Origin of the sequence: Sphingopyxis sp. MG (genome assembly GCF_002953155.1) — a bacterium.
Lineage (GTDB): Bacteria > Pseudomonadota > Alphaproteobacteria > Sphingomonadales > Sphingomonadaceae > Sphingopyxis > Sphingopyxis granuli.
Genome location: NZ_CP026381.1, coordinates 2,406,619 through 2,428,904, shown reverse-complemented (window position 1 = coordinate 2,428,904; position 22,286 = coordinate 2,406,619). Strand labels below are relative to the sequence as shown.

The window sequence follows — 22,286 nt, the reverse complement described above, 5'->3', positions numbered from 1 at the left end:
GACGGTGGTCAGATCAGATACGCCACTCTATCTTCGCCGCTCGCAATGACGACGGTTTTTACGTCGCCTGCTTCGCCAGCTTTCCCAAACCTTTCGACAATTGCAGCGCGCCGTTGAGCCGGGCGCCGGCGCTGCCCCATTCGCCGCTGACCGACAGGCGGTTGTCGGGGCGGATGCGCGCGCGGCCCTTCAGCCGTTCGACATAGGCGATCAGGCCCGGCACATTCGCGAACTCGTCGCCGTGGAAGGCGACCAGCGCGCCCTTGGTGCCGACGTCGAGCTTGGCGATGCCCGCCGCCCTGGCGTTCGCCTTGATCTCCATCAGCTGGATCAGGTTCGCCGTTTCGGGCGGCAGCGGGCCGAAGCGGTCGATCATCTCGGCCGCGAACGCGTCGAGTGCCGCGCGGTCCCCGGCTTCGTTGAGGCGGCGGTAGAGCGCCATGCGCAGCGGCAGGTCGGGGACATAATCCTCGGGAATCAGAATCGGCGCGTCGATGGTGATGACTGGCGACAGCGCCTCGCGCGGCGGCGCGACGCCGGCGCCCTCCGCCTTGGCGACGAGGATCGCCTCCTCCAGCATCGACTGATAAAGTTCGAAGCCGACCTCGCGGATATGTCCCGACTGCTCATCGCCGACCAGATTGCCCGCGCCGCGGATGTCGAGATCGTGGCTCGCGAGCTGAAAGCCCGCGCCCAGCGTGTCGAGGTCACCGAGCAGCTTGAGCCGCTTTTCGGCGGTGTCGGTGATCGCGCCATGCTCGGGCGTCGTCAGATAGGCATAGGCGCGCGTCTTCGACCGCCCGACCCGCCCGCGAAGCTGATAGAGCTGCGCGAGGCCGAAGCGGTCGGCGCGGTGGACGACTAGCGTGTTGGCGCTCGGAATGTCGAGCCCGCTCTCGACGATGGTGGTCGAGACGAGCACGTCATATTTGCGGTCATAGAAGGCGCTCATCCGCTCCTCGACCTCTCCGGGCGCCATCTGGCCGTGCGCGACGACATATTTGACCTCGGGCACCCGCGTGCGCAGGAATTCCTCGATGTCGGGAAGGTCCTTGATGCGCGGGGTGACGAAGAAGCTCTGCCCGCCGCGGTCGTGCTCGCGCAGCAGCGCCTCGCGGATCACCACCGGGTCCCACGGCGCGACATAGGTCCGCACGGCGAGACGATCGACCGGCGGCGTCTGGATGACGCTCAGTTCGCGCAGCCCCGACATCGCCATCTGCAGCGTGCGCGGGATCGGCGTCGCGGTCAGCGTCAGCACATGGACGTCGGTCTTCAACTGCTTCAGCCGCTCCTTGTGGACGACGCCGAAGCGCTGTTCCTCGTCGACGACGACGAGGCCGAGGCGCTGGAACTCGACCGCTTTCGCAAAGACCGCGTGCGTGCCGACCACGATGTCGATCTGCCCGCTCGCCAGCCCGTCGCGCGTCTTCGCAGCCTCGGCCGCCGGAACCAGCCGCGACAGCCGCCCGATGTTGATCGGGAAGCCTTTGAAGCGCTCGACGAAATTGCTGTAGTGCTGCCGCGCGAGCAGCGTGGTGGGACAGACGACCGCGACCTGCACCCCCGCCATCGCCGCGACGAAGGCGGCGCGCAGCGCCACTTCGGTCTTGCCGAAGCCGACGTCGCCGCACACCAGCCGGTCCATCGGCCGCCCCGATGCCATGTCGGCGAGCACGTCGCCGATCGCGCGGTCCTGGTCGTCGGTTTCCTGATAGGGGAAGCGGTCGGCGAAGGCGGGATAGGCGGCATCCTGCGCCAGCATTTCGCCGGCGCGCAGCGCGCGCTGCGCCGCGGTGGCAAGCAGTTCGCCCGCGATCTCGCGGATGCGCTCCTTCATCCGCGCCTTGCGCCGCTGCCACGCCTCGCCGCCCAGCCTGTCGAGCGCGACCCCCTCGCTCTCGCCGCCGTAGCGCGACAGCACGTCGAGATTCTCGACCGGCACGTAAAGCTTGTCGCCGCCGGCGTAAGTGAGTGCGACGCAGTCGTGCGGGCTGTCGCCGACCGGGATCGAGGTCAGCCCCTCGTAGCGGCCGATACCATGGTCGAGGTGGACGACGAGATCGCCGACACTGAGCGTCGCCAGTTCGGCGAGGAAGGCGTCGGCGCTCTTGCGCCGCTTCTGCCGCCGGACCAGCCGTTCGCCGAGGATGTCCTGTTCGGTCAGCAGGCTGATCGCGTCGGTCGCGAAGCCGTGGTCGAGGGGGAGGACGATCAGGGCGACGGTGTCTGTCCCCGGATTATTCGCTCCCAACCCGTTCGCGTCGGGCGAAGTCGAGACGCCCCTCGGCGTGGCGCTATCCCGCGGGGTGTCTCGACTTCGCTCGACACGAACGGACGTTGAACCCAGCGCTTCCTGCCACGTATCGACCTGCGCCAGCCCGCTGACGCCATGCTCTTTGAGCAGCCCCGCCAGCCGATCCCGCGCGCCTGCCGAATAGCTGGCGATAATCGTCCGCCGCCCTCTGCGCCGTTCGTCGGACAGATGGTCGGCCACCTTGTCGTAGACATTGAGGTCGGCGGTGCGCTCGGGCGTGAAATCGCGCGCCGCGAAGCTTTCGAGGTCGAGAACCGTCGGCGCCTCGGGAACGTCGAACGGGGTGACGACATGGATAGGGCGCGCCGTCTCCGCCTCGCTCCACTCGGCCTCGGTCAGGTAGAGCGCTTCGGGCGCGAGCGGGCGATAGCTGCCCGCCTGCTCCTGCTCGGCGGCGACGCGGTTGGCATGATAGTCGCGGATCGCGTCGAAGCGCGTCTCGGCGGTCGCGTCGGTGCGGTGGCCGCGCAGCACCGGGGTCGCCGGGTCGATATGGTCGAACAAGGTCGCCAGCCGCTCCTCGAACAGCGGCAGCCAATGGTCCATTCCCGCCTGCCGCCGCCCCTCGCTCACCGCCTGATAGAGCGGGTCGCCGGTCGCCTGCGCCCCGAACATCTCGCGATAGCGGGTGCGGAAGCGCTTGATCGTCGCCTCATCGAGCAGGGTTTCAGCGGCCGGGAGCAGTTGCAGCGCCTTGGCGGGGCCCAGGCTGCGCTGGTCGGCGGGGTCGAAGCGACGGATGCTCTCGATCTCATCGCCGAAGAAATCGACGCGCAATCCGGCGTCCTCGCCCGCGGGGAACAGGTCGACGATGCCGCCGCGCACCGCGAACTCGCCCTGGTCGGTGACGGTATCGACGCGGTTGAAGCCGCTGGCGACCAGCAATTCGGCGAGCGCGTCGCGATCGATCCGCTGTCCGGCCGCGAGTGTCGTCGCGAGCTGGCGGATGCGAAACGGGGTCAGCGTGCGCTGGGTGATCGCGGCGACGGTGGTCAGGATCAGCTCGCCGCGCCTAGGGGGCGCCTGCAACGCCGACAGCGTCGCCAGCCGGTCGGCGCTGACCCGCATCGACGGCCCGGCGCGGTCATAAGGCAGGCAGTCCCACGCCGGAAAGCGGTGGACGACCAGGTCGGGCGCGAAGAAGGGTGCGGCGTCGGCGATCGCCTGCATCGCCGCATCGTCGGTCGCGACATACAGCAGCCTCTTGTCGCTCGCCCGCGCCAGATCGGCGAGCAGCAGCGGCAGGAATCCGTCGGCGGCGCGCGCCAGCGTCAGGGGCGCCGACGCCGACCCGATGGCGGCGAAGATGTCGGCGGCGGTCCGGGTCATGGCAGCGGGATATAATCCAGCCGGCGCATCGCGGCGATCCATTCGGGACGGTCGAGGTGCGCGGGCGGATGCCCGGTCCCCAGCGCCCACGCCATGATATCGACGTCGTCCTCTTCGACGACGGCCTCGAACCATTCGACCTCCGCCTCGGCCCAGCCGGGCGAATAGCGGTCGAAGAAGCCGCCGATCATATAGTCGGCCTCGCGCGTGCCGCGGTGCCAGGCGCGGAATCTCAGGCGTTTCAGGCGGTCTTGCATGGCGGGCCTTTTAATCGCGCGAGCGATGAAGCGGAAACGGGCATCGTATCCGCTCACCGTTCGCCCTGAGCTTGTCGAGGGGCTGTTCTTTCTTTGCGCCGCCGAAAAATAAGGACGGTGCTTCGACAAGCTCAGCACAAACGGAAGAGGGGCCGGCTTTCCTTCGCTCGACACGAACGGAAAGACGAGGCTAGACACGCTCTAGCCATGCGACCCGAAATCCTCAACCCGCTCTTTGCCGCGCTGACCGACCTCAAGGGCGTCGGGCCGCAGCTTGCCAAGCCGCTGGCGCGGCTCGGGCTGGAGCGCGTCGTCGATGTGCTGTTCCACCTGCCGACCGGCCTCATCTCGCGTATTCCGGTCGAACGGCTCGATCAGGCACAGGCGGGGCAGACGATCATCGTCGATCTGACCGCGCAGGACTATCGCTCCGGCCGCTCCCCGCGCGCGCCCTTCGGTGTCGAGGCCGTCGATGGCGCGGGCGATCATGTGCGGCTCGTCTATTTCGGGCGCACCTCCGGCCTCGCGCGCAAGCTGTTCCCGCTGGGGGAAAAGCGCCGCGTGTCGGGCCGGCTCGACCTCTATGGCGACATGCGCCAGATCGTGCACCCTGATCATGTCGCCGAGCTGGGGGACGAAACCGCCATCGCGGAGCATGAGCCCGTCTATCCGCTCACCGAGGGGCTGACCAACGCGCGGCTGTCGCAGCTTGCCGAGGTCGCGATCGACCGGCGGCCCGACCTCGCCGAATGGATCGACGCACCGCTGCTGGCCGGCCGGGGCTGGCCGGCATGGCGTGAGGCGCTGGCGCGCGCGCATGCCGGCCCGCGCGACGATGCGGCGCGCGACCGGCTGGCCTATGACGAGATTTTCGCGAGCCAGGTCGCGCTGATGCTGATCCGGCAGGGGCTGCGCAACCGCAAGGGCCGGTCGATTGCCGGCGACGGGCGGCTGACCGGGGCGCTGAAGCTGCCCTTCGGTCTGACCGGCGCGCAGGAGCGAGTCGGGCGCGAGATTGCGGGCGACATGGCGCAGGACGTGCCGATGCTGCGGATGCTGCAGGGCGACGTCGGGTCGGGCAAGACGCTGGTGGCGCTGCGCGCGATGCTGACGGCAGTCGAGGCGGGGACGCAGGCGGCGTTGCTCGCGCCGACCGAGATATTGGCTCGCCAGCATCATGCGACCTTGCAACAGATGCTCGCGGGCCTGCCGGTCAACCTCGCGATCCTGACCGGGCGCGACAAGGGCAAGGTGCGCGAATCGACGCTGATGGGGCTGGCGGACGGCAGCATCGATATCCTTGTCGGCACGCACGCCATTTTTCAGCAGCATGTCGCATACAAGGATCTGGCGCTGGTCGTCGTCGACGAACAGCATCGCTTCGGCGTCGCACAGCGGCTGATGCTGACCGACAAGGGCGCGCGGCCGCCGCACCTGCTGGTGATGACTGCGACGCCGATCCCGCGCACGCTGCTGCTCGCCAATCATGGCGAGATGGACGTGTCGCGGCTCGACGAGATGCCCCCGGGGCGCACGCCCGTCGACACGCGCGTTGTCTCGGTCGACCGGCTGGACGAGGTGATCGACGGGCTCGGGCGCCATCTGGCGAGCGGGGCGCAGGCCTATTGGGTCTGCCCGTTGGTTGCGGAGAGCGAGGCGAGCGAACTCGCGGCGGCAGAGGATCGCGCGGCGCTGCTGCGCGAACGCTTCGGCGCCGCCGCGGTCGGCCTCGTCCACGGACGGATGAAGGGGCCCGACAAGGATGCGGTGATGGCGCGCTTCGAAGCGGGCGAGATCGGCGTCCTCGTTGCGACGACGGTGATCGAGGTCGGCGTCAACGTCCCCGCGGCGAGCCTGATGATCGTCGAGCACGCCGACCGCTTCGGCCTCGCACAGCTCCATCAGCTTCGCGGGCGCGTCGGGCGCGGGACGGCGAAATCGGTCTGCCTGCTGCTGCGTTCGCAGAATCTGTCGGAGACGGCGCGTGAGCGGCTCGCGTTGATGCGCGAGACGAACGACGGCTTCGTGATCGCCGAGCGCGATCTGGAACTGCGCGGCGGGGGCGAACTGCTCGGGCTCAAGCAGTCGGGCGACGCCGACTATCGCCTTGCGACACCCGAGCAACTGGTGCGCCTGCTCCCCGTCGCGCACGACGATGCGCGCCTGTTCGTCGAACGCGACGGCGGCATGGACGGCCCGCGCGGCGAGGCGGTGCGCCTGTGCCTCTATCTGTTCGAGCGCGACGCGGCGGTGCCGCTCCTGCGCAGCGGCTGATCGACTCCCCGCCCATTGGCTGGAGCGGAAATACTTTGTATCCTAACCATCTGATGAGCGAAGATGGAGGAACTGCAGTGCAACTGTCGTCGGGCGAAGTGACCTTCACCGAAACGAAGCGCATCGTTTTCGGGCGACCGGCGGGAGAAGCGCTCCGCGAGCAGGCGGAGGCGATGGGCGCGCGGCGGGTGCTGCTGATCGCCTCGACCTCGCTTCGCAAACAGACCGACGCCGTGGCGCGGATCGAGAGCGCGCTCGGCGACCGGCATGCGGCGACCTTCGACGGCATCGCACCGCACGCACCGCGCTCGGACGTGCTGCGCGCGGTCGAAGCGGCGCGCGCAGCACGGGCCGACCTGATCGTGTCGGTCGGCGGCGGATCGGTGACCGACGCGACCAAGATCGTCGCGCTGGCGCTCAGGCATGGGGTGCGGCGTGTCGAGGATTTCGAGCCGCTGCGCACGCGCGTCGACGACCAGGGCCGCGCGGTGAATCCGCTCACCGAAGGGCCCGACGTTCGCGTCATCTGCGTGCCGACGACGCTGTCGGGCGGCGAATTCAACCCGCGTTCGGGCGCCACCGACGAGGCGACGCGGCACAAGCAGGGCTATGGCCATCCGGCGATGGTCCCGGTCGCGATCGTCCTCGACCCGGCGCTGACCGTCCACACGCCCGAGTGGGTCTGGCTTTCGACTGGGGTGCGCGCGGTCGACCATTGTGTCGAGACGCTCGCCTCCTTCCAGTCGAACGATTATGCCGACGGGCTCGCCGACAGCGCGCTGCGGCTGCTCGTCGAGGGGCTGCGCCGGGCCAAGGCCGACGCGCGCGATCTCGAAGGGCGGCTGAAGTGCCAGATCGGCGCGTGGCAGGCGATGATGCCGGTGCTCGCCGGTGTCCCGATGGGGGCGAGCCATGCGATCGGTCATGTCCTCGGCGGGACCTGCGGGGTGCCGCACGGCTATACCTCGTGCATCCTGTCGCCTGTCGTGTTGGCCTGGAACGCCCAGGATGACGCGAGCAGGCAGCGCCGCATCCTGCAATGCCTGGGCGGCGGCCATGCCACGGCTTCGGCGGCGCTCGACGCCTTCGTCCGCGGGCTCGGCATGCCGCGCACGCTGGCGGAGGTGGGCGTCGGCGAGGACCAGTTCGGCGCCGTCGCCCGCTATGCGATGCATGACCTTTGGCTGCGGTCGAACCCGCGGCCGATCGAATCGCAGGACGATGTGCTGGAGATATTGCGGATGGCGGCGTAACGTCGCGCGTGTCGACCTTAGTTGACGTCGCCGCGGGCACCCATGGCGCGCAGCATCGGCAGATAATCCTCCGCCACGATCGACTTTTCGAACTGGACGCCGGTCTTGCCGCCCAGCGACCAGATGACCTTGGCGGCGGTGCGACCGATGATCGGCATGCGGAACACGACGAGGTCGCCGGGCTCGAGCCCGCGCTCATAGCGCATCAGCAGGCCGTCGGCGCTGATGTTGACGCAGGTGCACATTTCCTGCCGCCCGTCGGGCAGCACGAAGGGCAGGCGGCAATAGACGTCGCTGCGCGGCGCGATCCGCTGGTCGAGCCCGACATAATGGGCCTTGTTCGTGTCGATCTTGCGCATACCAAAAAGCCTTGCTGGTCTGACCGAATAGAATCGGTCCGATTGCTGAAGAAACGGTAAACGCTGTTGCTTCGTTCCCGGCAACCCCGTTCAGCGGGTCACCAGCCCGTGCTTCTTGCTGCCGAGGCTCACCGGAACCTCCGCATCGCCCGGCACGATCAGGTGATGGGGGTCGCGGATCACCGCGCCGTCGACCTTCACAGCGCCTTCCTCCAGCTTGCGGCGCGCTTCCTTGTTCGATGCGGTAAAGCCCAGATCGCGCAGCGCATTGAGGATGCCGATTCCCTCCGCCGGGGCCGCGACGCGCGGCAGATCGCCGCCGATATGCCCTTTTTCAAAGGTCTGCGCGGCGGTCTCGGCCGCGGTCCTTGCCGCGTCGGCGCCGCGGCACAGCGCGGTCGCCTCGTTCGCCAATATCTTCTTCGCCTCGTTGATGTCGGCGCCTTCGAGTGCTTCGAGTCGCGCGATCTCGTCCAGCGGCAGGTCGGTGAACAGGCGCAGGAAGCGGCCGACGTCGCGGTCGTCGCAGTTGCGCCAATATTGCCAATAGTCGAAATGGGACAATTGCGCGGGATTGAGCCACACCGCGCCGGCGGCAGTCTTGCCCATCTTCGCGCCCGCCGCGGTGGTCAGCAGCGGCGTCGTCAGCCCGAACAATTCAGTGCCGTCCATACGGCGGCCCAGTTCCATGCCGTTGACGATGTTGCCCCACTGGTCGGACCCGCCCATCTGGAGCCGCACGCCCATCTCGCGCGACAGATAGCGGAAATCATAGCCCTGCAGGATCATGTAGTTGAATTCGAGGAAGGTCATCGGCTGTTCGCGTTCGAGCCGCAGCTTCACCGAATCGAAGGTCAGCATGCGGTTGATCGTGAAATGGGTGCCGACCTCTTGCAGCAACTCGATATAACCGAGCTTGCCGAGCCAGTCGGCGTTGTTGACCATCACCGCGTCGGTCGGACCGTCGCCAAAGGTCAGATATTGCTGGAAGATGCTGAAGATCGAGGCGATATTCGCCTCGATCGTCGCGTCGGACAGCATCTTGCGGCTCTCGTCGCGCCCGGTCGGGTCGCCGATCCGCGTCGTTCCGCCGCCCATCAGCACGATCGGCTTGTGCCCCGTCTGTTGCAGACGGCGCAGCATCATGATCTGGACGAGGCTGCCGACATGGAGCGAGGGCGCGGTCGCGTCGAAACCGATATAGGCCGGGACGACCTGCTTCGCCGCGAGGGCGTCGAGCCCTTCCGCGTCGGTCATCTGGTGGATATAGCCTCGCTCGTCGAGCAGGCGCAGCAGGTCGGATTTGTAGGTGGTCATAGCGCGGGCGCGCTTAGCATGGGGTTTGCGGTTTGGATAGCATCCGGAAGGACCTGATCTGTCATCCCGACACGCCGGCGCGCGCCGCGCGCGCCGTGTGGGTGGAGGTGTCGCTGTCTTTCGACGAAGGCTTCGCGCTGCGCTTCGGGATCGAAGGCGATGTCGACGCGCTGGCGCTGCCGCAGGGCGACGGACAACTCGTCATCGCCGATACCGCGACCGACGGCCTTTGGCAGAGCAGCTGTTTCGAGGCCTTTCTGAGCGAGGAAGGGCAGCCCGACTATACCGAGTTCAACTATGCCCCCGACGGTCGCTGGGCCTGCTATCAGTTCGACGACTATCGCTCGCTGTTCAAATCCGACGACCTGGCCCCCTGGGACATGACGAGCGAGCGGGGGCATGCGCTCTATGCGCTGCGCGTCGAACCCGGCATCTATCCCGAGCGCGGCAGCCGGCTGGGCCTGTCCGCCGTCGTCGAGGAACTGGACGGCACCCGAAGCTATTGGGCGCTCGCGCATCCGCCGGGGAAACCCGACTTCCATCATCCCGATTGCTTTCGCCTGACGCTTGGGGCACCCGAACGGCCATGACCATCCAGTTCGGCATCGACCGCCTGCTCGCCGACCCCCAACTGCGCAGGCCGCTCGAAGGGCGGCGCGTCGCGCTGCTCGCCCATCCTGCCTCGGCGACGGCCGACCTCGTCCACAGCCTCGACGCGCTGGTCGCGGCGGGGGTGACCATCAGCGCGGTGTTCGGGCCGCAGCACGGCGTGCGCGGCGACCTGCAGGACAATATGATGGAGTCGCCCGACTTCACCGATCCGGTCCATGGCGTGCCCTGCTTCAGCCTCTATGGCGAGGTGCGACGACCGACCGGCCAGTCGATGCAGACCTTCGACGTGCTGCTGGTCGACCTGCAGGACCTCGGCTGCCGGATCTACACCTTCATCACGACGCTGCTCTATGTGCTGGAGGCCGCGGCCGCGCACGGCAAGGCCGTCTGGGTGCTCGACCGACCGAACCCGGCGGGCCGCCCGGTCGAGGGCACGCTGCTGCGCAGCGGTTGGGAAAGCTTCGTCGGCGCCGGCCCGATGGCGATGCGGCACGGGCTGACGATGGGCGAGATGGGGCATTGGTTCATCCGCCACTTCGGGCTCGACGTCGATTATCGCGTGATCGGGATGGAGGGCTGGGAACCCGAGGGCCCAGGCTTCGGCTGGCCCGCGGAGCGCGTCTGGATCAACCCCAGCCCCAATGCGCCCAACGTCAATATGGCGCGCGCCTATGCGGGCACGGTGATGGTCGAGGGCGCGACGCTGAGCGAGGGGCGCGGGACGACGCGGCCGCTCGAACTGTTCGGCGCCCCCGACATCGACGCGCGGGCGCTGATCGCCGAGATGCGGCGGCTGGCGCCGCAATGGCTGGGCGGGTGCAAGCTGCGCGATATCTGGTTCCAGCCGACCTTTCACAAGCATGTCGGCGCCCTGTGCGGCGGCGTGCATATCCATGCCGATGGGCCGTGGTACGATCCTGCGGCCTTCCGCCCGTGGCGCGTGCAGGCGCTGGCGTTCAAGGCGATCCGTTCGCTGTGGCCGGACTATCCGATCTGGCGCGGCAAGGATTTCCGATATGAATATACCGACGACGTGCTGGCGATCGACGTGATCAACGGGTCGCCGTTGCTGCGCGAATGGGTCGATGATGCAGGCGCGGCGCCGGGCGACCTCGACGCGCTGACGCTGCCCGACGAGACGGCGTGGCGCGAGGAGATCGCGGGCCTGCTTCTTTACTGAAAGGCGAGGGGGAATGACGATGCAGCGACGGCAATTTCTGGGCACCGCGGCGCTCGGCGGGCTGGCGGCGACCTTGCCCGCCCCTGTCATCGCCGCCGACACGGCGGGCCTTCCCGATCTGGCGGCGAAGGCGGTGCCGATCGGCGCCGAAGAGCGCAAGGCGCGAATCGCCAAGGCGGCCGGACTGCTGCGGGCGCACGACATGGATGCGCTGCTGATCGAGCCGGGATCGAGCCTCATCTATTTCACCGGCGTCGAATGGTGGCGCAGCGAGCGGCTGACCGCCGCCGTGCTGACGCGCGAAGGCGAGGTGGCGATCGTCACCCCCTTCTTCGAGGAGCCGTCGGTGCGCGAGAGCCTAGGCGTCGCGGCCGAGGTGCTGACGTGGAACGAGGACGAGAATCCGCTCGCCGCGGTGGCGAACTGGCTCGGCAAGCGCGGTCTGGCGAAGGGGCGGGTCGGCGTCGAGGAAACGGTGCGCTTCTTCGCGGTCGACGGGCTTCAGAAAGCGATGCCGGACGTTACGGTGGTCAACGGCGCGCCCGTCGTGCGGGGCTGCCGCATGATCAAGTCGGCGGCCGAGATCGCGCTGATGCGACTCGCGTCCGACATCACCATCGCCGCCTATCGCCACACCGCGCCGCGCATCGAGGCGGGGATGACGCCCGCCGACATCGACGCGATCATGGGCGCGGCGACGAAAGCGCTGGGCGGACGCGGCGAGTTCAACCTGATCCTGCTCGGCGAGGCGAGCGCCTATCCGCACGGCAGCGGCAAGCCGCAGGCGGTGCGGCCGGGCGAGGTGGTGCTGATGGACTGCGGCGCGACCGTTCACGGCTATCAGTCCGACATTTCGCGCAGCTTCGTTTTCGGCAAGGCGAGCCCGCACCAGCGGCAGGTGTGGGACCAGATGCGCAAGGGGCAGGACGTCGCTTTTGCCGCCGCGCGGATCGGCGCGCCGGCGGGCGCGGTCGACGATGCGGTGCGCGCCTATTACGAAAGCCTGGGCTATGGACCCGGCTACAAGCTGCCCGGCACCTCGCACCGCACCGGGCACGGCATCGGGCTCGACGGGCACGAGCCGGTCAATCTGGTGCGCGGCGAGACGACACCGCTCGCCGCCGGCATGTGCTTCTCGAACGAGCCGGGCATCTACATCCCCGGCGAGTTCGGCATCCGGCTGGAAGATTGCTTCCACATGACCGAGGGTGGACCGGAATGGTTCAGCGAACCGCCGCCTTCGATCGATAGGCCGTTCGGCTGAACAAGCTCAGGGTGAACGGGTCAGGATGATGGCATCGGGCTTCTTCGGCCGCTGCACCAGACTCACCAGCACGAAGCTGATGATCATCAGCAGGTACCAGCTCCCCAGCTTTTCGACCCCGACCATGTGCCAGCCGTCCTTCTGGCTGGGATAGGTCCAGGCGCGCGCGAAGGTGCCGATATTCTCGGCGAACCAGATGAAGAGCGCGACGAGGCCCCAGCCGACGAGCAGCGGCATGCGGCGATGGACGTGCAGCGGGCGGAACCACACCTGACAGCGCCAGAAGAGCAGTCCGGTCGCCGCGAACAGCAGCCAACGGATGTCGGGCAGCCAATGGTGCGCGAAGAAATTGGCGTAGATCGCCGCGGCGAGCGCCCATGTCGCCCCTGCGGGCGGATAGCGCGTGTAGCGGAAATCGAAGATGCGCCAGACGCGCGCGATATAGCTGCCGACCGCCGCATACATGAAGCCCGAGAAGAGCGGCACCGCGCCGATATGGAGCAGGCTCGCTTCGGGATATTGCCACGAACCGGCGGCGGTCTTGAACAATTCCATTACCGTGCCGACGATGTGGAAGAGCAGGATGACCACGGCCTCGCGCGGCGTTTCGAGCCGGAAGGCGAACATCGAGAGCTGGATCAGCACCGCACCGACGGTGATCGCGTCATAGCGGTGGACCGGCGCGCCTTCGGGCCAGAACAGATGCGTGCCGAGCAGCAGCGCCAGCATCAGGCCGCCGAACAGGCAGGCCCAGCCCTGCTTGAAACCGAAGACGAGAAATTCGAGGAACCAGCCGCGCGGCCCTGGCACGACCGCCATCGCCTCGAGGCGGAGGCGGACCCGGTGGAAACGGCTGTGCGCGCGGCGCGGTTCAGACATGGACGGCGACGAGCGCGATCAGCAGCGCGGCGGGCAGCAACAGCGCCTGTGCCAGCACCGTTCCTGCCAGCCGGCTGAGCGAGATGAGCGCGATGGCGCGGCGGAAGTCGGCCTCTCCGACGCTGCCCTCGACGGCGTCGTCGGTCATCACCGAAAGCTGCGGGTCGATGAAGGCGAAGAGCAGGATCGTCGCGAAACCGTTGATCAGCGCCGACAGTTGCGAGGCCGTGACGCGAAATTCGGGGGCGAGATAGCCGGCATAGAGCGAGGCGACGACGCCGACGGCGAGCAGCGACTGCGCGAGGCAATTGGCGATCAGTACGCCCCAGCCGATCCCCTGCGGCATGTGCCAGCCCTTGAGATGCACAAGGCCCGGAAGGCGAAACGACCGGCGGAGCGTGCGCAGCCCGGCGGGACTGGCGGCCTTGAGCGCGAGCTTTGTCGTCGAGCGGTTGTCCTGATACCAGCCGATCGCCGCGGCGAACAGGCGCTGGCCGGTGGGGACGAGCAGGATGCCGACCAGCGTCGCGATGCTCGCCGCGGCGAGGACGAACTGCATGTCGAGGAAGAGCGGCGCGCCGGTGCCGTCGTGGATGCGCGTCTCGATCCGCTTGGCGAGGAAGGGGCCGAGAAAGCTGTTCGAGGTTCGCGAGAAGAGCAGGAGGATGTTGAACAGCGCGAAGGACATGGCGATCCGCCCCGTCCGCACCCCCGCGATCCGCGCCGCATAGGCGAGCGCGCCGATCAGGTTGATGAAGCCGGTGAGGAGGAGGATGACGATGAGGGGGAGGTCGAGCATGGAGGCGTCCGGGACAGGGACTCAGGGAATCCGTTCGCATCGAGCGAAGTCGAGATGCCCATCGGCAGCGCGCGCCCGCGGGGTGTCTCGACTTCGCTCAACACGAACGGGATTAGGGGATCGGCCCGGCCGCGTCACGGCGAAACCGCTCGGGCGCTCCGTCAATGCTTGCGTGTCAACTCGCGCATCGCATCGTCGAGGCCGGCCAGCGTCAGCGGATACATGCGGTCGTTCATCAGCTGTTTGATCATCTTGATCGACTGGGTGTAGCCCCAGTGCGCCTCGGGCACCGGGTTCAGCCATACCGCGGCGGGATAGACGTTCGTCATCCGCTGCAGCCACACCGCGCCCGCTTCCTCGTTGAAATGTTCGACGCTGCCGCCCGGATGGCTGATTTCATAGGCGCTCATCGACGCGTCGCCGACGAACACCAGCTTGTAGTCATGGCCGTATTTGTGGAGGATGTCCCACATCTGGGTGCGTTCGGACCAGCGGCGCTTGTTGTCCTTCCACACGCCCTCATAGGGGCAGTTGTGGAAATAGAAGAATTCGAGATTCTTGAATTCGCTCGTCGCCGCGCTGAACAATTCCTCGCACAGCTTGATGAACGGGTCCATCGACCCGCCGATGTCGAGGAACAGCAGCAGCTTGACCGCGTTGCGCCGTTCCGGCCGCATCTTGATGTCGAGCCAGCCCTGCCGCGCGGTGCCGTCGATCGTGCCCGGAATGTCGAGTTCGTCCGCCGCGCCCTCGCGCGCGAATTTGCGCAGGCGGCGAAGCGCGATCTTGATGTTGCGGGTGCCGAGTTCCTTGGTGTTGTCGAGATTCTGGAACTCGCGCTTTTCCCAGACCTTCAGCGCGCGCTTGTGCTTGCTCTCGCCGCCGATCCGCACACCTTCCGGGTTGTAGCCCGAATTGCCATAGGGCGATGTGCCGCCGGTGCCGATCCACTTGTTGCCGCCCTGGTGGCGCTTCTGCTGTTCCTCGAGCCGCTTCTTCAGCGTCTCCATGATCTCGTCCCACGAGCCGAGCGACTTGATCGCCTCCATCTCCTCGGGCGTCAGATATTTCTCGGCGACCGCTTTCAGCCAGTCCTCGGGAACGTCGACGGGGGTCTGGCCGTAGTCGGTGAGCAGGCCCTTGAAGACCTTGTTGAACACCTGGTCGAAGCGGTCGAGCAGCCCCTCGTCCTTCACGTAGATGGCGCGCGAGAGATAATAGAATTGCTCGGGGGTGCGGTCGATCACCTCGCGGTCGAGCGCCTCCAGCAGCAACAGATGCTCTTTCAGGCTGGCGGGAATGCCCGCGGCGCGAAGCTCGTCGAGAAAGCCGAAAAACATGAGGCAGGATTATCCTGTCGGGGCGGCGGGCGCAATCACTTTACGTTTACGGAAAGCAAGGGCGGGAGCGGGAGGAAAGCGGCGGAAAATCGCGCAACTTCACGCGCGATGCGCGGCGGTGCGTCGATGGCCGGTCGCTTGAAGCCACAATAGCCCCGCATGTCGGGTGCGAAATCGACTCTTGTGGCTTCAAGGAGGCAGCGGATGTCCGAACCCGATGTTCGCGGTCGTTCCGCTTCCGATCCATTGACGCCGCGTTAACCAATGTCCGGCATGGTCGTGCGATCATTCAGGGACGTGAGTGCGCAATGAAATTCGATCCGATCAATCCGGCCCGGCCGATCCTCGACCAGTCGGTCGCGAGCGATTGCGGCGAGCTGGCCGTCGGATGCAGCGAAGCGGCCGGGCGCATCAAGCGTACCACCGACCAGATGGATCGCCAGATCGCCGAACTGGGCCGGCTCGAACAATATGTCGTCAGCCTCGAGGCCGATCAGCGCCAGATCGCCGATTCGACCGACGAGGCGAAGCTGCTGTCGGCGCGGGCGTGCGAACAGCTCGATGCCGGGGCCGAACGGGTCAATTCGGCGGTGACCGAGTTTCGCGCCGTGATCGACCTCGTCGCGCGGCTCGGCACGCATGTCACCAATTTCGCGGCGGTGATGGAACAGGTCCAGCAGGTCAGCCAGTCGATCGAATCGATCGCCAAGACCACCAACATGCTCGCGCTCAACGCGGCGATCGAGGCCGAGCGCGCGGGCGATGCCGGGCGCACCTTCGCGGTCGTCGCCGCCGAGGTGAAGAAGCTGGCGCAGAACACGCGCGGCGCGACCGACGAGATCCGCCGCTCGATCGGCAGCCTCGCGGCCGAGGCGGGCGGCCTCGTCGCCGAAATCCAGTCGGGGGTCGAACAGTCGAGCCGCGCCGAGGCGCAGTTCGAGACGATCACCGACGCGCTGCACGACGCGACGCATCTCGTCGCGCTGCTCGACGATCAGAGCGACCGTATCGCGCAGTCGAGCGCGATGGTGCATGCCAACGGCGCCAAGGTGCGCGAGGCGCTCGACGGCGTCGTCGCGTCGGTGCGCGAGAATGGCGCGACGCTGGGCGCGACGCGCGATTCGATCCTGACGATGGAGCAGGTGTCGAACCGCATGTTCAACGCGGTGATATCGGCCGGCGTGTCCCCCCGCGATTCCGCGGTGGTCGAACTGGCGGCGCGGGTGCGCGACGAGTTCGTCGCCATCGCCGAACGCGGGCTGGCGACCGGGACGCTGACGATGGAGCAGCTTTTCGACGCCGACTATGTGCGGGTGCCGCATTCCAATCCCGAACGCTTTCGCACGACGCTGAGCGACTGGGCCGACGCCAACTGGCGGCCGCTGTTCGACCGCATCGTCGCCGAGCATCCCGAGGTGAAGATGTCGTCGGCGGGTGACATGAACGGATTTCTGCCGACACACATCAGCGACTGTTCGCGCGCGCCGACCGGCGACCTCGAACATGACACCGCGCATTGCCGCAACGGGCGCATCCTGCTCGACGCGATCGACGCCGCGGCGAAGCGCAGCGACGCGCCCTTCTTCATGGCGGTCTATCGGCAGGAGGGCGACGGCACCAATTATGTGACCGTGCGCAACGTCTATATGCCGGTGGTGATCGGCGGGCGCCGCTGGGGCGACGTCGAGGTCGCGTATCAGCTGTAGATTTCGTCAACCCGGCGAAAGCCGGGGTCCCCACAGGCGCGGCTCCGGAGAGCGAGCGATCCCGGCTTTCGCCGGGATGAGGTTCAGCTACCCTGGCGGCGTGCCATGAAGGCGAGCTTTTCGAACAGCATCACGTCCTGCTCGTTCTTGAGCAGCGCACCGTGCAGCGGTGGGATCGCCTTGCCGACGTCGCGGTTCTGCAGGACCTCCAGCGGCATGTCCTCGGCCAGCAGCAGCTTGAGCCAGTCGATGAGTTCGCTCGTCGACGGCTTTTTCTTGAGGCCCGGCACGTCGCGCACGTCGTAGAAGATGTCCATCGCGCGGCTGACCAGCGTCTTCTGGATGCCGGGAAAGTGGACCTCGACGATCTCCGCCATCGTGTCGCGGTCGGGGAATTTGATGTAGTGGAAGAAGCAGCGGCGCAGGAAGGCGTCGGGCAGTTCCTTCTCGTTGTTCGAGGTGATGACGACGATCGGGCGTTCCCGGGCGGTGATCGTCTCGTCGGTCTCGTAGACGTGGAAGGCCATGCGATCGAGTTCCTGAAGCAGGTCGTTCGGGAATTCGATGTCGGCCTTGTCGATCTCGTCGATCAGCAGCACGGGCAGTTTCGGGGAGGTGAAAGCCTCCCACAATTTGCCCTTGCGGATATAGTTGCGGATGTCGTGGACGCGCTCTTCGCCGAGCTGGCCGTCGCGCAGGCGCGCGACCGCGTCATATTCGTAGAGGCCCTGCTGCGCCTTCGTCGTCGACTTGACGTTCCAGGTGATCAGCGGGGCGTCGAAGGCCTTGGCGATCTCTTCCGCGAGCACGGTCTTGCCGGTGCCCGGCTCGCCCTTCACGAGCAGCGGACGGCGCAGCATCGTCGCGGCGTTGACCGCGATCTTCAGATCCTGGGTCGCGATATAGGCGCTGGTACCTTCGAAACGCATCGGCTCGCTGCCTTTCCCTTAACGTGAACGTCAACTCGGGTCGGGCATAGCGGGGGCGGGGGAGGGGTGCAAGCAGGCACGTCGCCGCTCGGCCATGGGGCGATACCGTGCGCGGCTGCCGGTGGCCCCGGCCTTTGCAGCGGCGCCGTCATGGGGGGCTTTGGGTTGCCCCGCTTTGCCGCTCGCAATGACGAGTCCGGATATCCCGTTTCAGGAATGTGTGCGCGCGGCAGCGCGGGCGGCGAGCAGGTCCCACAGCCCGCTATGCTGCGCGAGCAGCTGCTGGGCGCCGAAGGTGAGCGCGCGCTCTATTGCCGGGGTCTGGGCGATCGCGCCCGCGAGGCGCGCGGTGCCCGGCAGGTCGGGCAGCGCGCAGCCTGGCGGCGACAGGTCGAGCCGCTGCGCGCTGATGTCGAGCAGGACGCGGATCGTGCGCCAGTCGAGCGCCAGCGCGATCGCGGCGCCGACCGCGCAGCCGTGGCGGTCCGATTCGGCGAGCATATCGAGCGCCTTGCACTGGGCCGCGACCGCGGCCTCGCACTGGTCCTGCCCCGGCGTGCTCGGCACCGGGCCGGCGGCGGCGGCGACCTGCGACAGGAAGGCGCGCTCGTCGGCGAAGGCCTGCGCGGCCTCCTCCATCCAGGCGCGCGATGCCGGATCGACCGCCTTGCGCGCCGCGCTGTCGACCACCCCGGGGTGGCGCCCGTGAAGCAGGCACAGGAAATGGACCGCATCGGCCAGGTTGCGCATCGCGTCGCCGCCCTGGCTGAGGCGGCCGGACCGGACATGCGGATGCGCGCCCGTTCCCTCGCTCGCGACCAGCGAATCGAGCAGTTCGGCGATACCGCGCGTCGGCAGCTTTTGCTGGGGCGACTGGCTCAACGTCTCATCCTCTCTGGGGCGCGATGGTCGGGTCGCGCCGTTGGATATGCGAAGGCCAGTCCTAGAGCATCGTCGTAAACGTCGCGTTTATGAGGCGCCGGCAAAGTGCCGCGCGCCTGTCCCCGCACGGGACAGAATCAAGGGGACCGGCAGGCAAGGGAACTGCCGGTCCCCAGGGACCGCGGCGCCAGTGGAACGCCGCGGGATCGGGGAAGCGGGGCGGGGCCAGAGAGGGGCGGCCCCGCCCCGCAAGCCCTCAAGCCGCGAGGGCCATCTCTTCGGTCTGCGGCGTGCGCGTTTCCGTTTCCGCCTCTGTCTCCGCGGGCGCGGTCCTGGCGGGGAAGATCAGGCGCGAGGCGAGCACGATGCCCCCCAGCGCGAAATAGGCGGCGAAGGTCTGCACCGGGAAGAAGAAGAGCGGCGCGATGAAGGCGAGCCGCAGGTACAGCGGGTTGAAGCCGAAGTCCTGGCCCACGGCCTCGCAGATGCCGAAGAAGGTATCGCGGCGGCGGAAGAGATTGGTGGTTTCCTGTTCCATCTTGTTCGTCTTTCGTCCTGGCGGTGGGCCGTTCCCCATCCATGTCCGTTCCAAAGCAACGGGCGTGCCAATTCGGGCTTTCTCTCCGTTTTCGGACGTTTTCGGGCTGGCATGCGCCATCCGGTGCCTTTTTTGATGCATCGATTCCCAACGAATGGGAAGGATCGCCATTTGATGGGTGCAGAATGAATGGCGAATGAAGCCCGATCCATCCGGCGGGTCGCTATCTGGGGTGCGAAGATGAAAATTTGAAGACCGTGGCGGCAAAATATTTGTGCGGTGCAGCATGGCGGTAGGGCGAAACTTTATGCAGCGTGGGGGATTCGGGTTTGCCGGACGCTTTCCGCCAATGGCCATCTTGAATGGGTTGGGAATCGTCCGTTTCCGGCAAGGAAGCGTTCCTCGGCGAAAGCCGGGGGCCACGCGAGGCAATATTACGCCATCTGGACCCCGGCTTTCGCCGGGGAACAGGCCTGATGGAGTATTTTGCGGGGCGGCGAAAACGTGCAGCCCATGGCTATGGTCTGTGGGGATTTGGCGTTCTGCGCGGTTTCTCCCTTTCGTCACCCTGAACTCGTTTCAGAGCCTGCCCCGGACCCGATCCGGGGGTCCATGGTCTGCGCTCGAATGAAAGGTGGCACAAAAGGGAAGGTCCGGCCATGGATGCTGAAACGAGTTCAGCATGACGAACGGATGAGGCAGCGTGCCGAAATCCGAATCCCCACAGGCCATGGATCGGACGGAATCGTCATTGCGAGCGGCGAGGTCGCGCGGCGATCCGGAGCGGGCGGTAACCGCCCCGGGTTGCTTCGCTCCGCTCGCAACGACGCGAGTGGGGGCATCCGAATTCGGGTCCGGATCGAGCAGCCGAGTGCTCCCGCGCAGGCAGGGGCCCCGGAGCGGATAGCAACAAGGTGGCGTCGGGCCGCTCTGGGTCCCCGCCTGCGCGGGGACACGATATGATGTGTCACCCCCTGAAGAGGAGAGGGCTTGGGCGGTTCAGCCCGGGCCCCGCACCGGAACGCGCGCGCTTACTGGTCGAGGAAGCTGCGCATCTTGCGGCTGCGCGACGGGTGCTTGAGCTTGCGTAGCGCCTTCGCCTCGATCTGGCGGATGCGTTCGCGGGTGACGCTGAACTGCTGGCCGACCTCCTCCAGCGTGTGGTCGGTGTTCATGCCGATGCCGAAGCGCATGCGCAGAACCCGCTCCTCACGCGGGGTCAGCGAAGCCAGGACTCGCGTGACCGTTTCCTTGAGGTTCGACTGCACCGCGGCGTCGACCGGGATCACGGCGTTCTTGTCCTCGATGAAATCGCCGAGGTGCGAATCCTCCTCGTCGCCGATCGGCGTTTCGAGGCTGATCGGCTCCTTGGCGATCTTCATCACCTTGCGGACCTTTTCGAGCGGCATCGACAGCCGTTCGGCCATTTCCTCCGGCGTCGGCTCGCGGCCGCTTTCGTGCAGGAACTGGCGGCTGCACCGCACCAGCTTGTTGATCGTCTCGATCATGTGGACCGGGATGCGGATCGTGCGTGCCTGGTCGGCGATGCTGCGGGTGATCGCCTGGCGGATCCACCAGGTCGCATAAGTGCTGAACTTGTAGCCGCGGCGATATTCAAACTTGTCGACCGCCTTCATCAGCCCGATGTTGCCTTCCTGGATCAGGTCGAGGAACTGCAACCCGCGGTTGGTGTATTTCTTGGCGATCGAGATGACGAGGCGCAGGTTCGCCTCGACCATCTCCTTCTTGGCGATGCGCGCCTCGCGCTCGCCCTTCTGGACCATGTTCACGACGCGGCGGAATTCGACGAGGCTCATCCCCGCCGCCTGCGCGATCTCTGAAATCTCGGTGCGGATACGATCGACCGCGACCGCCTCATTCTCGGCGAAGGCGGCCCATTTCTTGTCGAGCTTGCCGACCTCGTCAAGCCAATTCTCTTCGAGCTCGCGCCCGACATAATGGTCGAGGAACGACTTGCGCGCCACCTTGTGGCGCTCGGCCAGGCGCAGCATCTGGCCGCCGAGCGCGGTCAGGCGCCGGTTGTAGCTATAGAGCTGGTCGACCAGATATTCGATCTTGGTGCCGTGGAATTGCACGCTTTCGACCTGCGCGGTCAGTTCCTCGCGCAGCTTGTGATATTTCTTCTCCGACGCTGCCGGGAAGTCACCGCCCGCCGACAGCGCGTCGAGCCGCGCTTCCTGAAGCTTCTGAAACGCCTTGAAGCTCTTGGTGATCGCCGCGAACTTTTCGAGCGCGTCTGGCTTGAGCAATTCCTCCATCGCGGCGAGGCTCAGCGTATTGTCCTCGTCGTCGTCGTCATAGCCTTCGCGTTTCTTGGCCGCGCCGCCCTCTTCGTCGTCGCCGTCGGCCTCGGGCTCCTCCTCGACCTCGTCCTCGTCCTTGAACGAGACGCCGGCGTTCTTCTCGCTGATCTCGCCGTCGACCTCTTCCTCGTCCTCGAGATTCTCGGGCGCCGGGTCCTTGGTCAGCATCGCTTCGAGGTCGACGATCTCGCGAAGCTGCATGTCGCCGTTGTTGAGCGCGTTCGACCATTCGATGATCGCGTTGAAGGTCAGCGGGCTTTCGCACAGGCCGAGGATCATCGTGTCGCGGCCCGCCTCGATGCGCTTGGCGATCGCAATCTCGCCCTCGCGGCTCAGCAGCTCGACGGCGCCCATCTCGCGCAGATACATGCGCACCGGGTCGTCGGTGCGGTCGACCGTTTCCTTCTTCTTCTCGACCGCGGGCGCGGACACCGAACCCGAATTGGCGGCGACGTCGATGTCGTCGTCGGCCTCCTGCTCGGCTTCCTCCTGCACGTCCTCGTCGCTTTCGACGATGTTGATGCCCATGTCGGAAATCGCCGACATGATGTCCTCGATCTGCTCGGACGACATCTGGTCCTGCGGCAGCGCCTCGTTGAGCTCGTCGTAGGTCAGGTAGCCGCGCTTCTTGCCGCGCGCGATCAGCTTCTTGACGTCGGCCTCGTTGAGGTCGATCAGCGGAGCGTCGGTTTCGGCGGTATTCTTCGTTGCCATGCGTTGTTCCTGC

Annotated in this window: 17 protein-coding genes; 6 read left to right on the top strand and 11 right to left on the bottom strand. The window is 66.9% G+C overall.

Going from position 1 to position 22,286, the window contains the following annotated elements; all coding sequences use genetic code 11:
* Positions 1 to 58: 58 nt before the first annotated feature.
* Both mfd and C3E99_RS11185 read right to left on the bottom strand, forming a co-directional pair.
* The gene (mfd, locus tag C3E99_RS11190; RefSeq protein WP_104959791.1) at positions 59 to 3,646 is read right to left on the bottom strand and encodes a transcription-repair coupling factor; all 3,588 of its coding nucleotides are present in this window, start codon (positions 3,644 to 3,646) and stop codon (positions 59 to 61) included.
* Positions 3,643 to 3,903, bottom strand: a complete 261-nt coding sequence (locus tag C3E99_RS11185; RefSeq protein WP_076076359.1) for a succinate dehydrogenase assembly factor 2 — start codon at positions 3,901 to 3,903, stop codon at positions 3,643 to 3,645. The genes mfd and C3E99_RS11185 overlap by 4 nt, the downstream gene beginning before the upstream one ends.
* Positions 3,904 to 4,110: 207 nt before the next feature.
* Here C3E99_RS11185 and recG point away from each other — a divergent pair, with 207 nt between their 5' ends.
* A complete protein-coding gene (recG, locus tag C3E99_RS11180) occupies positions 4,111 to 6,177 on the top strand; it encodes an ATP-dependent DNA helicase RecG (protein ID WP_076076356.1) in 2,067 nt (688 codons plus the stop codon).
* 77 nt (positions 6,178 to 6,254) lie between these two features.
* Positions 6,255 to 7,430, top strand: coding sequence for an iron-containing alcohol dehydrogenase (locus tag C3E99_RS11175; protein ID WP_234002455.1), 1,176 nt, complete (start codon positions 6,255 to 6,257; stop codon positions 7,428 to 7,430).
* A 17-nt stretch (positions 7,431 to 7,447) separates the two neighbouring features.
* Here the strand turns inward: C3E99_RS11175 and C3E99_RS11170 are convergent, their stop codons facing one another.
* Positions 7,448 to 7,789, bottom strand: coding sequence for a PilZ domain-containing protein (locus C3E99_RS11170; protein ID WP_067185286.1), 342 nt, complete (start codon positions 7,787 to 7,789; stop codon positions 7,448 to 7,450).
* 90 nt (positions 7,790 to 7,879) lie between these two features.
* Entirely contained in the window at positions 7,880 to 9,106 is a 1,227-nt protein-coding gene (tyrS, locus tag C3E99_RS11165; RefSeq protein WP_067105425.1) for a tyrosine--tRNA ligase, read from the bottom strand.
* A gap of 32 nt (positions 9,107 to 9,138) precedes the next feature.
* Between tyrS and C3E99_RS11160 the strand changes: the two genes are divergently transcribed.
* From C3E99_RS11160 to C3E99_RS11150, 3 genes are read left to right on the top strand one after another with little or no spacing between them, the layout of a single operon-like run.
* Positions 9,139 to 9,696, top strand: coding sequence for a DOMON-like domain-containing protein (locus C3E99_RS11160; RefSeq protein WP_083675133.1), 558 nt, complete (start codon positions 9,139 to 9,141; stop codon positions 9,694 to 9,696).
* Positions 9,693 to 10,898, top strand: a complete 1,206-nt coding sequence (locus C3E99_RS11155; protein ID WP_076076352.1) for an exo-beta-N-acetylmuramidase NamZ family protein — start codon at positions 9,693 to 9,695, stop codon at positions 10,896 to 10,898. Before C3E99_RS11160 ends, C3E99_RS11155 begins: the two co-directional genes overlap by 4 nt.
* Positions 10,899 to 10,911: 13 nt before the next feature.
* A complete protein-coding gene (locus C3E99_RS11150) occupies positions 10,912 to 12,162 on the top strand; it encodes a M24 family metallopeptidase (protein WP_199775005.1) in 1,251 nt (416 codons plus the stop codon).
* Between the two features lie 6 nt (positions 12,163 to 12,168).
* On the opposite strand, the gene C3E99_RS11145 is transcribed toward C3E99_RS11150, so the two are convergent.
* From C3E99_RS11145 to C3E99_RS11130, 3 genes are all read right to left on the bottom strand, one after another.
* Positions 12,169 to 13,041 carry a DUF817 domain-containing protein gene (locus C3E99_RS11145; RefSeq protein ID WP_104959790.1) on the bottom strand — a complete coding sequence of 291 codons (873 nt, stop codon included), beginning with the start codon at positions 13,039 to 13,041 and terminating at the stop codon, positions 12,169 to 12,171.
* Positions 13,034 to 13,840: a lipid II flippase Amj family protein gene (locus C3E99_RS11140; RefSeq protein WP_076078043.1), complete on the bottom strand. Its 807-nt coding sequence runs from the start codon at positions 13,838 to 13,840 to the stop codon at positions 13,034 to 13,036. The genes C3E99_RS11145 and C3E99_RS11140 overlap by 8 nt, the downstream gene beginning before the upstream one ends.
* Positions 13,841 to 14,001: 161 nt before the next feature.
* Complete coding sequence (locus C3E99_RS11130; protein WP_067105420.1) at positions 14,002 to 15,180, bottom strand: vWA domain-containing protein; 1,179 nt, start codon at positions 15,178 to 15,180, stop codon at positions 14,002 to 14,004.
* Positions 15,181 to 15,488: 308 nt separating this feature from the next.
* On the opposite strand from C3E99_RS11130, the gene C3E99_RS11125 reads away from it, so the two are divergent.
* Positions 15,489 to 16,886 carry a methyl-accepting chemotaxis protein gene (locus tag C3E99_RS11125; RefSeq protein WP_076076347.1) on the top strand — a complete coding sequence of 466 codons (1,398 nt, stop codon included), beginning with the start codon at positions 15,489 to 15,491 and terminating at the stop codon, positions 16,884 to 16,886.
* An 83-nt stretch (positions 16,887 to 16,969) separates the two neighbouring features.
* Here the strand turns inward: C3E99_RS11125 and C3E99_RS11120 are convergent, their stop codons facing one another.
* From C3E99_RS11120 to rpoD, 4 genes are all read right to left on the bottom strand, one after another.
* Entirely contained in the window at positions 16,970 to 17,815 is an 846-nt protein-coding gene (locus C3E99_RS11120) for an AAA family ATPase (protein ID WP_067185272.1), read from the bottom strand.
* Between the two features lie 210 nt (positions 17,816 to 18,025).
* Entirely contained in the window at positions 18,026 to 18,697 is a 672-nt protein-coding gene (locus C3E99_RS11115) for a DUF6975 family protein (protein ID WP_082796907.1), read from the bottom strand.
* Between the two features lie 256 nt (positions 18,698 to 18,953).
* Complete coding sequence (locus C3E99_RS11110; protein ID WP_076076345.1) at positions 18,954 to 19,235, bottom strand: PspC domain-containing protein; 282 nt, start codon at positions 19,233 to 19,235, stop codon at positions 18,954 to 18,956.
* Between the two features lie 1,031 nt (positions 19,236 to 20,266).
* Entirely contained in the window at positions 20,267 to 22,273 is a 2,007-nt protein-coding gene (gene rpoD, locus C3E99_RS11105) for an RNA polymerase sigma factor RpoD (protein WP_076076342.1), read from the bottom strand.
* Between the last annotated feature and the right edge of the window lie 13 nt (positions 22,274 to 22,286).